This window comes from Frederiksenia canicola, from assembly GCF_011455495.1.
Lineage (GTDB): Bacteria > Pseudomonadota > Gammaproteobacteria > Enterobacterales > Pasteurellaceae > Frederiksenia > Frederiksenia canicola.
In genome coordinates this window covers 853,233-866,773 of record NZ_CP015029.1, presented here as the reverse complement: position 1 = coordinate 866,773, position 13,541 = coordinate 853,233, and the positions used below count along the sequence as shown (strand labels likewise).

16 protein-coding genes are annotated in these 13,541 nt (G+C 43.1%); 1 reads left to right on the top strand and 15 read right to left on the bottom strand.

The genetic code is table 11. The annotated features are described in order from the left end of the window. Position 1: 1 nt before the first annotated feature. From dnaN to A4G17_RS04255, 11 genes are all read right to left on the bottom strand, one after another. A complete protein-coding gene (gene dnaN / locus A4G17_RS04305; protein ID WP_123957501.1) occupies positions 2-1,105 on the bottom strand; it encodes a DNA polymerase III subunit beta in 1,104 nt (367 codons plus the stop codon). A gap of 8 nt (positions 1,106-1,113) precedes the next feature. Beyond that, a complete protein-coding gene (dnaA, locus tag A4G17_RS04300; protein WP_207948565.1) occupies positions 1,114-2,457 on the bottom strand; it encodes a chromosomal replication initiator protein DnaA in 1,344 nt (447 codons plus the stop codon). Between the two features lie 157 nt (positions 2,458-2,614). Continuing rightward, on the bottom strand, positions 2,615-3,205 hold the full coding sequence (locus A4G17_RS04295; RefSeq protein WP_123957499.1) for a cytochrome c3 family protein: 591 nt from the start codon (positions 3,203-3,205) through the stop codon (positions 2,615-2,617). Next, a complete protein-coding gene (locus A4G17_RS04290) occupies positions 3,205-3,636 on the bottom strand; it encodes a nitrate reductase cytochrome c-type subunit (RefSeq protein WP_123957498.1) in 432 nt (143 codons plus the stop codon). Before A4G17_RS04290 ends, A4G17_RS04295 begins: the two co-directional genes overlap by 1 nt. A gap of 146 nt (positions 3,637-3,782) precedes the next feature. Then, positions 3,783-4,667, bottom strand: a complete 885-nt coding sequence (gene napH, locus A4G17_RS04285) for a quinol dehydrogenase ferredoxin subunit NapH (protein ID WP_123957497.1) — start codon at positions 4,665-4,667, stop codon at positions 3,783-3,785. Continuing rightward, the gene (gene napG, locus A4G17_RS04280; RefSeq protein WP_123957496.1) at positions 4,667-5,425 is read right to left on the bottom strand and encodes a ferredoxin-type protein NapG; all 759 of its coding nucleotides are present in this window, start codon (positions 5,423-5,425) and stop codon (positions 4,667-4,669) included. Before napG ends, napH begins: the two co-directional genes overlap by 1 nt. Positions 5,426-5,501: 76 nt before the next feature. Continuing rightward, a complete protein-coding gene (gene napA / locus A4G17_RS04275; RefSeq protein WP_123957495.1) occupies positions 5,502-7,985 on the bottom strand; it encodes a nitrate reductase catalytic subunit NapA in 2,484 nt (827 codons plus the stop codon). Positions 7,986-8,019: 34 nt separating this feature from the next. Continuing rightward, a complete protein-coding gene (locus tag A4G17_RS04270) occupies positions 8,020-8,307 on the bottom strand; it encodes a chaperone NapD (RefSeq protein WP_123957494.1) in 288 nt (95 codons plus the stop codon). A gap of 5 nt (positions 8,308-8,312) precedes the next feature. Next, positions 8,313-8,834: a ferredoxin-type protein NapF gene (gene napF, locus A4G17_RS04265; RefSeq protein WP_123957493.1), complete on the bottom strand. Its 522-nt coding sequence runs from the start codon at positions 8,832-8,834 to the stop codon at positions 8,313-8,315. A gap of 188 nt (positions 8,835-9,022) precedes the next feature. After that, complete coding sequence (ykgO, locus tag A4G17_RS04260) at positions 9,023-9,148, bottom strand: type B 50S ribosomal protein L36 (RefSeq protein WP_123957492.1); 126 nt, start codon at positions 9,146-9,148, stop codon at positions 9,023-9,025. Between the two features lie 18 nt (positions 9,149-9,166). After that, the gene (locus A4G17_RS04255; protein ID WP_123957491.1) at positions 9,167-9,433 is read right to left on the bottom strand and encodes a type B 50S ribosomal protein L31; all 267 of its coding nucleotides are present in this window, start codon (positions 9,431-9,433) and stop codon (positions 9,167-9,169) included. 219 nt (positions 9,434-9,652) lie between these two features. Here A4G17_RS04255 and rpe point away from each other — a divergent pair, with 219 nt between their 5' ends. After that, positions 9,653-10,327: a ribulose-phosphate 3-epimerase gene (gene rpe / locus A4G17_RS04250; RefSeq protein ID WP_123957490.1), complete on the top strand. Its 675-nt coding sequence runs from the start codon at positions 9,653-9,655 to the stop codon at positions 10,325-10,327. Positions 10,328-10,528: 201 nt separating this feature from the next. On the opposite strand, the gene cysE is transcribed toward rpe, so the two are convergent. From cysE to A4G17_RS04230, 4 genes are all read right to left on the bottom strand, one after another. Next, the gene (gene cysE / locus A4G17_RS04245) at positions 10,529-11,353 is read right to left on the bottom strand and encodes a serine O-acetyltransferase (protein WP_123957489.1); all 825 of its coding nucleotides are present in this window, start codon (positions 11,351-11,353) and stop codon (positions 10,529-10,531) included. Between the two features lie 8 nt (positions 11,354-11,361). Next, positions 11,362-12,372 carry an NAD(P)H-dependent glycerol-3-phosphate dehydrogenase gene (gene gpsA, locus A4G17_RS04240; protein ID WP_123957488.1) on the bottom strand — a complete coding sequence of 337 codons (1,011 nt, stop codon included), beginning with the start codon at positions 12,370-12,372 and terminating at the stop codon, positions 11,362-11,364. A gap of 63 nt (positions 12,373-12,435) precedes the next feature. Further along, on the bottom strand, positions 12,436-12,936 hold the full coding sequence (gene secB, locus A4G17_RS04235; protein WP_123957487.1) for a protein-export chaperone SecB: 501 nt from the start codon (positions 12,934-12,936) through the stop codon (positions 12,436-12,438). A gap of 14 nt (positions 12,937-12,950) precedes the next feature. Continuing rightward, complete coding sequence (locus tag A4G17_RS04230) at positions 12,951-13,406, bottom strand: rhodanese-like domain-containing protein (protein WP_123957486.1); 456 nt, start codon at positions 13,404-13,406, stop codon at positions 12,951-12,953. Positions 13,407-13,541 lie beyond the last annotated feature (135 nt).

The window sequence follows — 13,541 nt, the reverse complement described above, 5'->3', positions numbered from 1 at the left end:
ACTACAATCGCATCGGCATAATCACATATTCTGCCGAACTGTTATCTACATCCTCAATCACACAACTTGAAATGGAATCAACCAAATTGATGCGTAAGCGTTGGCATTTTAAGGTGTTGATCACATCCAATAAGTAGCTAACGTTAAAGCCAATTTCCATTTCAACATTGTCATAAGAAACGTCAATAATATCTTCCGCTTCTTCTTGTTCAGGGTTATTAGCGGTAATTTTGAGTTGATCTTTGCTTAAGGCTAAGCGTACGCCACGGAAACGCTCGTTGGATAAAATCGCCGCACGCACTAATGCACGTTTTAACACTTCCGCATCCGCTTCTAAAATACGATCTGCATTGCGTGGGAACACACGGCGGTAATCTGGGAAACGGCCATCAATTAATTTCGAAGTGAACACAATACCGTTCATTGTCACTCGCAAGTTGCTGGTACCGATTTCAAGGCGAACAGAATCACTGTTGTGTCCAACTAAACGAGCAAGTTCAAGTACCGCTTTACGTGGCACGATAACCGAGTGAGCCAATAGCTCTTGATCTAACGCCATCGTACAAACCGCAAGGCGATGACCGTCTGTCGCAATGGTGCGAAGTAAATTGCCTTCTGTTTCAAATTTCATCCCGTTCAAGAAATAACGGGCGTCTTGATTCGCCATGGAGAATTGGGTTGCATCAATTAAACGAGCAAGAGTCGCTTGGTCGATGGTGAAATCCACTTCTGGCTTCCAATCCATCAAATTTGGGTAGTCACTCGCAGGTAATGTCGCTAAATTGAATTTACTGCGGCCAGCACGGACAAATGCACGATCAGCTTCGAATTGCACCGAAATCACGCTATCGTCTGGTAAGGTACGACAAATATCAAGAAATTTTTTGGCCGGAATGGTAAATTTTCCATCGGATCCAACCGCTTCCAGTAACTCGGCTTGGGTTGTTAGTTCTACTTCAAGATCGGTTCCCGTCATAAATAATTGATTGCCACGAATATCAAGCAAAATATTATTGATCACAGGTAAAGTTGGGCGACTGCTTAATACGCCGCATACTTGCTGTAACGGTTTGAGTAATTGTTCACGTGTAATAGTAAATTGCATATTTCCCCCTATGACGAGAGTTTACGAGTTAAATGAGTATAGTCTTCTTGAATGCTGCCGCCACTCTCTCGCAATTCGTTAATCGTTTTGCAAGCGTGCATTACTGTCGTGTGATCGCGACCACCGAATTCACGCCCGATCTCTGGCAAGCTATGGTTAGTCAGCTCTTTGGCTAATGCCATTGCCATTTGACGCGGTCTTGCCACAGAGCGAGTGCGGCTTTTAGATTTCAGATCCGACATTTTGATATTGTAATATTCAGCAACCGTTTTCTGAATATTTTCAATCGTAATAAGATGATCATAAGATGCAAGTAGATCTTTTAAGGCTTCCCGCATCGCATCCACGGTAATTGGACGATGAGTAAAATTTTTCCACGCAATTGCTCGATTGAGTGCTCCTTCTAACTCACGAACATTGGTTCGCAATTTTTGGGCAAGAAAAAACGCGACGTCTTCCGTTAATTCAATACCACGCTCTTCTGCTTTTTTCATCAAAATCGCAACGCGAGTTTCTAGTTCTGGTGGCTCAATAGCGGCATTGACCCCCCAACTCAAACGAGAGCGGATACGCTCTTCAATATTTTCGATATTTTTTGGAAAGACATCCGAAGTCACAATAATCTGTTTACTGCGTTCAAACAAGGAGTTAAATGTATGGAAAAACTCTTCTTGGGTTGCTTCTTTATTAGCGAAAAACTGAATGTCATCGATCATTAACACGTCTAAAGAACGATAGAACTTTTTAAAGTTTTCAATCGTATTGGCTTTAATTGCTTTCACCATATCCTGTACAAAACGTTCAGAATGAATGTAAACGACCCTGGCATTTGGATTTTGGCTGAGAATTTCGTTTCCAATCGCATGCAGCAAGTGGGTTTTACCTAGACCCGTTCCGCCATAAAGCGAAAATGGATTGCAATGATTTTCACCAGGGTTGGCCGCCACTTGTTGTGCTACGGCTTTAGCTAATTGGTTAGATTTACCCTGTACGAAATTATCAAACGTAAGGTTTTCAGTGATCCCCGTACGAATATTGGTAGTGATTTCTGGTTGACTTTTTGCGGTCGTCTGTGCCGTTGGAACAGCCTCTTCAACTGGCTTATTACCCACTTGGATCGTCACATTCAGATCATCATTTTTCCCTAAAAAGCGGGCAAGTCCAACGATCTCTGCCATAAACTTGTCTTTCACCCAATTGGCAACAAATTGGTTCTGTGCATAAAGTACTAATTCACTGCTGGTCGAGCTCGCTTGTAGCGGACGTAACCACGTGCTGTAATCCGCAGGCGATACTTTTGTTTGTAAATGACTTAAACAATCAGACCAAAGGGAAGACACAATTTGCTCCAAAAATAGGGTAAATAAAATGGTTATAATACCCGAAAATTAAGGGAAGATCTTGCACATTTTATGTGGCATTTTATCTAGTATTTAAAATTTTATACCTTGAAAAGATCGCAACAAAAAAAGAGACGCTGATATCTGCGTCTCTTTTCGTTAATCGTCATTATTTTTGTGGTTTCAGACCCGATTCCACATTTTGCATATGTGGCAAACTGTGTGCAATCCCTTTATGGCAGTCGATACACGTTTTACCTTCTTTTTCAGCCATGGCGTGCATTTTCGCAGCAACGCCTTTTTGTTGGGTGAAGTCCATATCAGCAAAGTTGTGGCAGTTACGACACTCTTGCGAATTATTGGCTTTCATACGAGCCCATTCACGCTGTGCCATTTCTAGACGATGTGCTTCGAATTTTTCTTTAGTATCCACTTTACCCGTAATGTGAGCATACACTTCTTTTGCAGCTTCGATTTTACGTGTCCATTTTGGAATAAATTCATGCGGCAAGTGACAATCCGCACAGGTCGCTTTTACCCCACTACGATTGAGATAATGTGGTGAAGCACGGTACTCTGGCACAACATCGTTCATATGGCAGCTTGAACAGAATTCTTCAGTGTTGGTGTGTTCCAATGCCACATTGAATCCTCCCCAAAACAGAATCCCACCAAGAGCCGAAATGACAATGAGAAAGCCAATTCCAATACGGCTCGGGGTACGAAACCACTTCCAAAAGCCTTTGATTAAACGAAACATTAGTTACCCCCAAATACTTTGGTTGGTTGGAATTTGTTCTCAATAATCGGTGCAACTTCTGCTTGCGGTACATGGCATTGTAAGCAGAAATAACGACGTGGTGATGTATCTGCGGTTACATTACCATCACGATCCATAAAGTGAGTTGGACTAATGCGTGGTGCACCCGTTGTTCGATAATTTTCAATACCATGACAATTTAAACACTGGTTAGTGTTTTTAGTCACTTGATAACCTTTGATACTATGCGGAATCATTGGAGGCTGATTCACATAACTTAACGCCAGTTTAGATCCATCTTTTGGCATATTATGGAACTCTGGGGCAGTCGACTCTACACCGTCTTCAATTTTAGAAGGCACTTTTTCAATGCTGTTAGCAACCGCTAAGCCCGATATCGCAATGAAGAATAAGGCGAGATATTTTTTCATTTTTTCACTCCAAGGTAATTCATTCTGTCTTATATCTCAGAAAAGCTATCGCATCAGAGAGCTACAAGCGGTCAGATTCTCTAAACGTTTTGCAAATTTAGAACTCACCACTCGATCGCCTTCTCAGTAAAGGCAGAACTTTTTGACTAAATAATTCGTTTTTCTTTCTCAAAACGCGTTGAAAAAGTAAATACATTTTCAGCACAGACATCAACACAACGTCCGCAACTAATACAATCTTTATCTAACACAATTTGGCTGTCTTCAGGTTTACCATTTAGCGGTAAACGTAGCACTTGCGGTTCAGGGCAGACGTGGAAGCAGTCCATACAGCGATCGCACTGTTTGCGATCAACCACTTTCACACGAACAATACTTTTCGCACCAATAAACGCATAAGTCGCCCCAATCGGACAAAGATGCCCACACCAGCCATGTTCTACAATCAATAAATCGAATAAGAACACGGCTAAGACCAACCACAATGTTGCTCCCAAGCCATAAACGAAGACTCGTCCAAGTGCTGCAACAGGGTTAATCCATTCCCACAATAAAGTACCTGAAACCGCACTGCCAACTAAAATCATCGCTAAAATCCCGTAGCGTAAATTGCGGGGTAATTTTGCCGACTGACGGATCCCCAATTTTCGTCGAAACCAAGCGGCACAGTCTGTCACAAAATTCAAAGGACAAATCCAAGCACAAAAAACTTTGCTGGCGAGAAAAGCGTAAATTGCCACAATAATCAATGCACCAAGCAATGTTTTCCATTCAGGAACATAGCCCGTTGCTAAACTTTCAGCCGTAATCAACGGATCCGTCAATGGGATCACATCAAAAAGCATACTTGAGCTATAATTGCCTTTTAAGATCCAAACATTCCACAATGGTCCGCTTAAAAACATCAAGACAACACTTAGTTGGCTCAGTCGGCGTAAAATCAAAAAGCGATATGCACGCCACCATCCTAACTTTTCCCTTGCTTCAAGCCCGGCATTTTTAGGGCTATTACTTTTCGGTGCGATCGCCATTATTTTACGTCCTCAGGTAAACGAGTAGGGAAAGATTGAATACCTTCTGGGTAAGCTTCGTCTAACAACGAGTGCCCCACTTTTTCTTTCTCTTCCCAACCTAATCGGTAGTGTTTACCCAACATACCTTTCGCAAGATCCATTGGTAACACTTTGATTGCAGCTTCTTCCAATACACAGGCTTCTTCACACTTTCCACAACCTGTACACGCATCTGAGTGAACCGTTGGGATAAATTTTGCGTGTTTTCCTGAGCGTTCATTACGTTGCATTTCCAGCGTAATGGCTTTATCAATCAATGGACAGACCCGATAACACACATCGCATCGCAACCCTTGCCAGTTCAAGCAAGTCTCGTGATCCAGCAATACTGATAACCCCATTCGGGCATCATCAATATTGGTTAAATTCGGATCTAAGGCCCCACTTGGACAGGCTTTAACACACGGAATATCAGGACACATTTCGCACGGCTTATCACGGGCGATAAAGTATGGTGTTCCTGCCTCCATCGGCGAAAGCAACGAGGCTAAGTGCAACATATCATAAGGACACGCCTGCACACATTGCCCGCACCGCACACAAGCAGCGGTAAAATCCTTATCGTTTGCCAACGCACCCGGTGGACGCAATGCTACACCTTGTCGTGCCAAACTCTGATTTTGCTGCAACGCTAAAACAATCCCTACACCGCAAACACCCGCAGCAGTGCGTGTTGCATCTTTCAGAAATTGGCGACGGTTTGGATCGAGTTTCATATTTGCAAAAGTTTTCCGGAAAGTAACCGCTTGTAAGGTGAATTCTGCCCCTTTAACGGAGGCAGAATTTATAACCCTACGCCTTCTCCACCTTCACCGCACATTTTTTGAAGTCGGTTTCTTTGGAAATTGGGTCTGTAGCGTCTAACGTCAGCTTGTTCGCCAACTGCCCTGCATCAAAGAAGGTGGTATAAATTAAACCTTCAGGTACTTTGTTACGTCCTCGAGTATCAAGGTGAGAAATAATTTCGCCACGACGTGAAATGACTTTCACTTTATCGCCATGACGTAAACCACGTTTTTTCGCATCCGTTGGGTGCATCCAAACAAGGTTGTTCGGGAATGAACGGTGTAATTCAGGTACACGGCGAGTCATTGAGCCGGTGTGCCAGTGTTCAAGCACACGACCAGTACACAACCATAAATCATATTCCGCATCTGGTGCTTCCGCAGGTGGTTCATACGGCACGGCTAAAATAATCGCACGCTTGTCTGGGTAACCGTAGAATGCCACTCCTTCACCTTCTTTGACATACGGGTCATACCCCTCACGATAACGCCATAAGGTTTCTTTACCATCGACCACTGGCCAACGTAAACCACGAACTTGGTGATAAGTATCAAAGTCGGTCAAGTCGTGTGCATGCCCACGTCCAAATACGGCATACTCTTCAAATAAACCTTTCTGCAGATAGAAACCAAAGTGGTCAGCTTCATCATTCATATAACCAACCTTGTCAGTTGGCACTTGGTATTTGTCAACTTGTCCATTACGGTACAGCACTTCGTAAAGCGTTTTACCTTTGTATTCTGGATTCGCTGCTAACACGTCTGCAGGCCACATTTCGTCAGTTGTAAAATATTTGGAGAATTCAACTAGCTGCCAAATATCTGACTTCGCTTCGCCTGGTGCTTTCACTTGTTGATACCAGAATTGTGTACGACGTTCTGCGTTACCATAAGCGCCTTCTTTTTCCACCCACATTGCGGTTGGTAAAATTAAGTCCGCTGCAAGTGCTGAAACCGTCGGATATGGATCTGATACGATGATGAAGTTTTCTTCATCACGCCAACCTGGGAAACGTTCTTCATTAATATTTGGACCGCCTTGCATGTTATTGGTACACATTTGCCATAACACATTCATTTTTTTGTCTTTTAATGCACGGTCTTGAGCAACAGCGTGATAACCCACTTGTGTTTGAATAACGCCATGTGGGAGTTTCCACAACTTCTCTGCTTTTTTAACGTGTTCTGGATTTGTTACTACTAAATCCGCTGGCAAGCGGTGTGCGAAAGTACCTACTTCACGAGCAGTACCACAAGCTGATGGCTGACCTGTTAATGAAAACGGGCCACAACCTGGTTTTGAAATTTTACCTGTGAGTAAGTGAATGTTGTAAATCAAATGGTTCGCCCACACCCCACGGGTATGTTGGTTAAAGCCCATTGTCCAGAACGACACGATATTCAGTTTTGGATCTGCATACATTTTTGCCAAGGATTCAAGTTGATCTTTTGGCACGCCTGAAATTTCGTGAGCTTTTTCAAGGGTATAAGGTGCAACAAGTTTTTTGAATTCTTCAAAATCACTATCGTGCATTTTGCCTGCCGTTTTGACATTCTTCGCCGCTTTCTCTAACGGATGGGTCTCACGTAAGCCATAACCAATATCGGTTTCACCACGTTTGAATTTCGTGTGTTTTTGAATGAAATCGTGATCAATTGCATCGTGCTGAATCAGATAGTTCGCAATATAGTTCATGATCGCTAAATCAGACTGTGGTGTGAATACAATACCTAAGTCGGCTAATTCAAATGAACGATGTTCATAGGTTGAAAGCACCGCAACTTTCGAATCTTTTTTCGATAGACGGCGGTCAGAAATACGTGACCACAAAATTGGGTGCATCTCCGCCATATTAGAGCCCCAAAGCACAAACGCATCGGCTTTCTCGATATCGTCGTAACAGCCCATTGGCTCATCCATACCGAATGTACGCATGAACGCAACCGCAGCAGATGCCATACAGTGTCGTGCATTAGGGTCAATATTGTTTGAACGTAAGCCCGCTTTAAATAACTTAGATTTTGCAATTCCTTCAAAAATGGTTGATTGCCCAGAAGTGAACATTCCTGCTCCATTAGGCCCTTTCTCTTTCAACGCTTTTTTGAACTTCTCCGCCATAATCGTAAAGGCCTGATCCCACGAAACTGGGGTAAACTCACCATTTTTGTCGAACTTTCCATCTTTCATTCGCAACATTGGCGAGGTCAAGCGGTCTTTTCCGTACATAATTTTTGGTAGGAAGTAACCTTTGATACAGTTCAACCCACGGTTTACTTCTGCGTCTGGGTCACCTTGCGATGCCACAACACGACCGTTTTGGGTTCCCACAAGCACACTACAACCGGTTCCACAGAAACGGCACGGAGCTTTGTCCCATTTGATCGTATTATCATCGGCATAGACATTCTTCACTGGAATAGAAATCCCAGCGGCAACCGCTGCAGCAGCTGCAGCGTTGGCTTTCATAAAATCTCGACGATTGAGTTCCATAATGTTCCCCAAAAAGAATAGGTAATAAAAAAATTTAAAGTTTTTCGTCCTGCTGACTATAAATCAAAGACACTACGATAACTCCGTCAATATCTTTGATGCTCTCCATTCGTTCCACTAATGCAGGTTGAAAGTCTGCTTCTAGCACCACCACCAACTTGCCTTCTTCGGCTTTTTCACCATGAACTTCAGTGTATGGCATCGTATTTAATGCCGTTTTCACTTGTGCTAATTTTTCAGGGCGAACCTGCACCACTAAACTGCAAACGTACCAGTTTCCGTCGTGCTGCGAATGATTTAATTTGTCCGATACGTTTCTCATAACATTTATAAATACAATAAATTAATGCTTTGACTCGGGCAGACGTTTAAACATGCCCCGCAACCATTACAACTTTCTAAATCTACACTTGGTGTCGGTACTCGCCCTACAGCACGTTGAAAGCGGATAGCTCGACTTTCACAACTATCTTGGCAGGCTCGGCATTCCACTTGATTGTGTGCCAAGCAGTTTGGCTGAACTTCTACCTTATGCAGCCATGGTTCTTCGTCCGTTGAGCGAAATAAATTCGGTACTTCACACGCCTTCACACAAGCTTGGCAGAAAGTGCATTCTTGCTTGCCTTGGCTAAAATCCACTTCGGGATAGCCACCCGCTCCTTTAATTAAAATTTGTGTTTCGCACGCCGTAATGCAACGGCTGCAAGCGGTACAATGTTGCTCAAATTTTGCAAGCTCTATCCAAGGAGGACGTACGACTTGCAAACCTTGTTGTTTCGCTTGTTCATCTTTTAGTGCATTTAAAAAGTTTCCACGTAAAAAATGTCGACGAGAAAGCGATTTATCCATTTAAATAAAATAGTTGAGTAAAAGAGTAGGTTATTTCACAGTCTATTGTATCAGTTTGTAAGAATTGTGAAATTGTTGTGAAAGACTATTCGAAGGAAGTTTGACTGTAGTCAAAAAAATAGCGATAAATCTATTGATTTATCGCTATATATTTAATTTTACAATGAAGTCTTATTAAATAAATGTGACTAACGTTGTCGAGCTTTGTAACGTGGATTGGTTTTACAAATCACATATAATTTGCCTTTACGACGTACGATTTGGCAATCTGGATGACGTGATTTTGCCGTTTTCAATGAATTTAAAATCTTCATTCTACTTTTTTCCTATTCTTATTTTTTAGAGGCTAATGAAATACCTTTAAAGCGTTCATTAAATTTACTTGCACGACCTTCCGTATTCGCTTCACGACGTTTACCCGTATACACAGGGTGTGAGGCTGACGAAGTATCTAATGGATAAAGCGGATACTCTTTGCCATCCTCCCAAACCATGGTTTTGGTGGTATGAGCACAAGAGCGAATAACCCAACCTTGTTGTACACTGCTATCAAAAAATAATACTTCACGATAATTTTCAGGATGAATCCCTTTTTTCATGTTTAACTCCGAAATAAAACCATAAATAAAATATGGAAATCATTTTGCCTGAAAATTTGATAAATAACAATAAATTTTTTATGGGTTAATCTAAATGGATTTCTTTTTGCAAAAAATCCTCAAAATCTGACCGCTTGTATGGTGTCAGATCAATTTATCCACAAAGCTAAATGTGGTAGTCTAAACAAGATTTTGAGCCTTCACTTTTGGAGAAAAAAGATGTCTAGACAACCTTTTCTAATTGCCCCTTCGATTTTATCTGCCGACCTTGCCCGCCTTGGCGATGATGTGCGAGATGTGCTAAATGCGGGGGCAGATTTGATCCATTTTGATGTGATGGATAACCATTATGTCCCGAATTTGACCTTTGGCCCTGCAATCTGTAAGGCATTGCGAGATTATGGCATTGAATGCCCGATTGATGTGCATTTAATGGTGAAGCCTGTTGATCGTATTATTCCTGATTTTGCGAAGGCGGGGGCGAATATCATTACTTTCCACCCTGAAGCAACGGAGCATATCGACCGTTCGTTACAGCTTATTCGAGATCATGGCTGCCAATCGGGCTTGGTATTCAACCCCGCTACGCCACTGCATTATTTGGATTATGTGATGGATAAAGTCGATGTGATTTTATTGATGTCGGTAAACCCTGGTTTTGGCGGACAAGCCTTTATCCCTTCCACATTAGATAAATTGCGTGAGGTTCGCCGTCGTATTGATGCAAGCGGTCGCAATATTCGCTTAGAAGTAGATGGTGGCGTGAAAATCAACAATATTGCTGAAATCGCTGAAGCAGGTGCCGATATGTTTGTGGCGGGGTCAGCCATTTTCGATCAGCCAAACTATCAAACAGTTATCGCCCAAATGCGTCAAGAGCTGGCAAAAGTGTAATGACAAGCGGTCAGATCCAAGCCAAGTTTTGCAATTTTGAACTCACCTTCAACGGCTATCGTTTACGTTGAGCATTGAAGATGTTTTTATTCAACCTACAAGCGGAAAAACGCTACGCCAACGCGGGCTTTCAACATGAAGGTTGTGCTAAATCCCATCCAACCTAGCATTTGCAAAAAATGGGACGGATCTGACCGCTTGTTAGATCCCTTCACCGAACATCCCTTCATTGCTGTGGGCGTTACCGAAATATTGGTTCATTTCAAAGGCGGGTTTTTGGCTTTCAGAATGCCCAATGATGCGAGCTGGCACACCTGCGGCGGTGGCATATTCGGGAACCGCTTGCAACACCACAGAATTGGCTCCAATTTTTGAGTAACGTCCAATTTCAATATTACCGAGAATTTTCGCCCCCGCCCCGATCATCACCCCTTCACGAATTTTCGGGTGACGATCCCCGTGTTCTTTACCCGTGCCGCCAAGGGTAACGCCTTGTAAAATCGACACGTCATTTTCAATCACTGAGGTTTCGCCCACCACAATACCCGTGGCGTGGTCGAGCATTATCCCACAACCAATACGAGCCGCAGGGTGAATATCCACATCAAAGGCAACCGAAATTTCATTTTGCAGATAAATCGCAAGGGCTTGACGACCTTGTTGCCATAAATAGTGGGTAACACGATAGCTTTGTAGGGCGTGATAGCCTTTGAGATAAAGTAGCGGCGTAGACCATTTATCTACTGCAGGATCGCGGGTGCGGACGGCATCAATATCGCACGCGGCACTGTGGATAATGTACGGATCAGCAGCGTAGGCTTCTTCAATAATCTCTTTCAAAGCGATGGCGGGCATAATTGCATTCGACAATTTATTGGCGAGAATGTAGCTCAATGCATCGCCGAGATTGTGATGTTTGAGAATGGTGGCGTGGAAAAAACTCGCCAACATCGGCTCGCAATTTACCAGCTCCTGTGCTTCTTGGCGGATGTCTTGCCAAATTTGTGCAATTTTTTGTTCGTTCACAATACCCTCTACTCGCCTTTTCGTTCCCGTCCAAGAAGTGCTTTCGCAACATCATTTGGATGTTTTTGATGAAACAACATTTGGTAGATCTGCTCAACAATTGGCATTTCCACCCCTTGTGTTTGAGCAAGTAAGTAAGCCTCTTTGGTATTATAAAAACCTTCTACTACTTGCCCGATCTCCGCCATAGCTTCTTCTGCAGTTTTGCCTTGCCCAAGCATTAAACCGAAGCGACGGTTACGGGATTGGTTGTCCGTACAAGTCAGTACTAAATCGCCCAACCCCGCCATCCCCATAAAAGTGGTTGGGTTAGCACCAAGTGATGCACCTAACCGACTGATTTCCGCTAAACCTCGTGTGATCAAGGCAGTGCGGGCGTTTGCTCCAAAGCCCATTCCATCCGAAATCCCCGCTCCGATCGCAATCACGTTTTTGATCGCCCCGCCAAGCTGTACCCCAACCATATCGCTATTGAGATAAACCCGAAACGCCTTAGAACAGTGGATCCGTTGCTGCATTTCATCGGCAAAAACCGGATCTGTTGAAGCCAGTGAGATCGCCGTTGGCAAGCCCATGGCCAGCTCTTTGGCAAAAGTCGGACCTGACAACACCGCAAGCGGGTGGTTGTCGCCTAAAATTTGCAACGCCACGTCTTGTAGCAATCGTCCCGTATCCCGTTCAAGCCCTTTGGTTGCCCACATAATGCGATGCTCTGCTCGCAACAGTGGCTTGAGCTGCTGTAACACCTCGGTAAAAACGTGGCTAGGTACCACGATGAGCAGATCTTTTGCTTTTTTGACCGCTTGTGCTAAATCGCTTTCAATCGCCAATGCTTCAGGAAAAGTAATATCGGGCAAAAATTCACGGTTCATACGCTCGTCCGCCAGCACCGCCATTTTCTGTGGATTATGCCCCCACAAATAAGTGGTGTGCCCGTTGCGAGACAAGGCAATCGCCAACGCTGTACCATAAGATCCCGCCCCTAAAACGGTGACAGGAGCGGTGTAAGTGGTATTCATCTCTTATTTCCTAGCTAAAAAAAATAGGTATGCCAAGCATACCTATTTTTATCATCAGATCAATTAGTTCGCGAGTGGCTTCTCTTCACCTTCTTCAGCAGCTTGTTGACGCTCTAGGTAATCCATAAAGAGTGCATCAAAGTTTACTGGTGAAAGGTTCAACGCTGGGAAAGTACCGCGATTTACCAAGCTTGAAATTAATTCACGAGCGTATGGATATAGCACTTCTGGGCATTTTGATGCTAAGCAGTGAGCAAGTTGAATCCCGTCAATACCTTTAATCGTAAACACGCCTGCTTGTTTCACTTCACAGATAAACGCCACATCTTCGCTGTCTTCTAATTTTGTTTCGACATTGATATGTAATGTAACTTCGTAAGTGTCTTCGCTGAGTTGAATCGTTTCAGTGTCTAACTCAAAACCTAATTGTGGTTTCCACTCCTGTTGGAAAACGTTTGGTGAGTTTGGTGCTTCGAATGAAACATCTTTAATATAGACACGTTGAATTTGCATCTCAAATGCTTGTGCTTCTTCAGGAGCAGCGACTTTGTTTTCTTCAGTCATAATAAAATCCTTCGTTATTTATGTTTTTTCACAAGGGGAAGATTAGCAGCACGCCAACCTGCAATACCTTCTTTGAGTGCAGAAACCTTAGCAAATCCTTGTTTCGTCAGAGTATTTGCTAAGCCTTGAGCAGTTAAACCATTATTATCAACCACAATAACTGGACGATCTTTATATTTTTCAATAATATTGTTGAGCTTATTGCCTTTGATATCGCTTGGTAAAACATGAACACTGTCAATGATGTGACCTGATTTAAATTCATCATCAGTACGCACATCAAGTACAACGCCATCTTCATTATTAATCAGTAACGTCGCTTTAGCATTATCGACCACACTAATTTTGCTGGTTACACCTTTATAAAGGTTAATAACCACTGCTACAAATAATGCAATCCACGCCACCACCATAATAGTATGGTTTGCGACAAATTGTTGAGCTTGTTGAGCAAATGTGAGTTGTTCCATTGGTGTTTCTCTTTGAAATTAAACGTGCTTGCTTAACTCTATTCTCACTTATCAGAGACCGAATGTAGTTCGAGACAGAAGGTAACAAGCGGTCAGATTTTCACAACTTTTTGCAAATGTGAAATACCCCGCCGC

Coding starts and splice junctions, on each gene's coding strand:
- dnaN (WP_123957501.1), bottom strand. CDS start 1,105: ATGCAATTTACTATTACACGTGAACAATTACTCAAACCGTTACAGCAA.
- napF (WP_123957493.1), bottom strand. CDS start 8,834: ATGGATAAATCGCTTTCTCGTCGACATTTTTTACGTGGAAACTTTTTA.
- napH (WP_123957497.1), bottom strand. CDS start 4,667: ATGGCGATCGCACCGAAAAGTAATAGCCCTAAAAATGCCGGGCTTGAA.
- ykgO (WP_123957492.1), bottom strand. CDS start 9,148: ATGAAGATTTTAAATTCATTGAAAACGGCAAAATCACGTCATCCAGAT.
- secB (WP_123957487.1), bottom strand. CDS start 12,936: ATGACTGAAGAAAACAAAGTCGCTGCTCCTGAAGAAGCACAAGCATTT.
- A4G17_RS04270 (WP_123957494.1), bottom strand. CDS start 8,307: ATGAGAAACGTATCGGACAAATTAAATCATTCGCAGCACGACGGAAAC.
- gpsA (WP_123957488.1), bottom strand. CDS start 12,372: ATGAATACCACTTACACCGCTCCTGTCACCGTTTTAGGGGCGGGATCT.
- napG (WP_123957496.1), bottom strand. CDS start 5,425: ATGAAACTCGATCCAAACCGTCGCCAATTTCTGAAAGATGCAACACGC.
- napA (WP_123957495.1), bottom strand. CDS start 7,985: ATGGAACTCAATCGTCGAGATTTTATGAAAGCCAACGCTGCAGCTGCT.
- A4G17_RS04255 (WP_123957491.1), bottom strand. CDS start 9,433: ATGAAAAAAGGGATTCATCCTGAAAATTATCGTGAAGTATTATTTTTT.
- A4G17_RS04230 (WP_123957486.1), bottom strand. CDS start 13,406: ATGGAACAACTCACATTTGCTCAACAAGCTCAACAATTTGTCGCAAAC.
- A4G17_RS04295 (WP_123957499.1), bottom strand. CDS start 3,205: ATGTTTCGTTTAATCAAAGGCTTTTGGAAGTGGTTTCGTACCCCGAGC.
- rpe (WP_123957490.1), top strand. CDS start 9,653: ATGTCTAGACAACCTTTTCTAATTGCCCCTTCGATTTTATCTGCCGAC.
- A4G17_RS04290 (WP_123957498.1), bottom strand. CDS start 3,636: ATGAAAAAATATCTCGCCTTATTCTTCATTGCGATATCGGGCTTAGCG.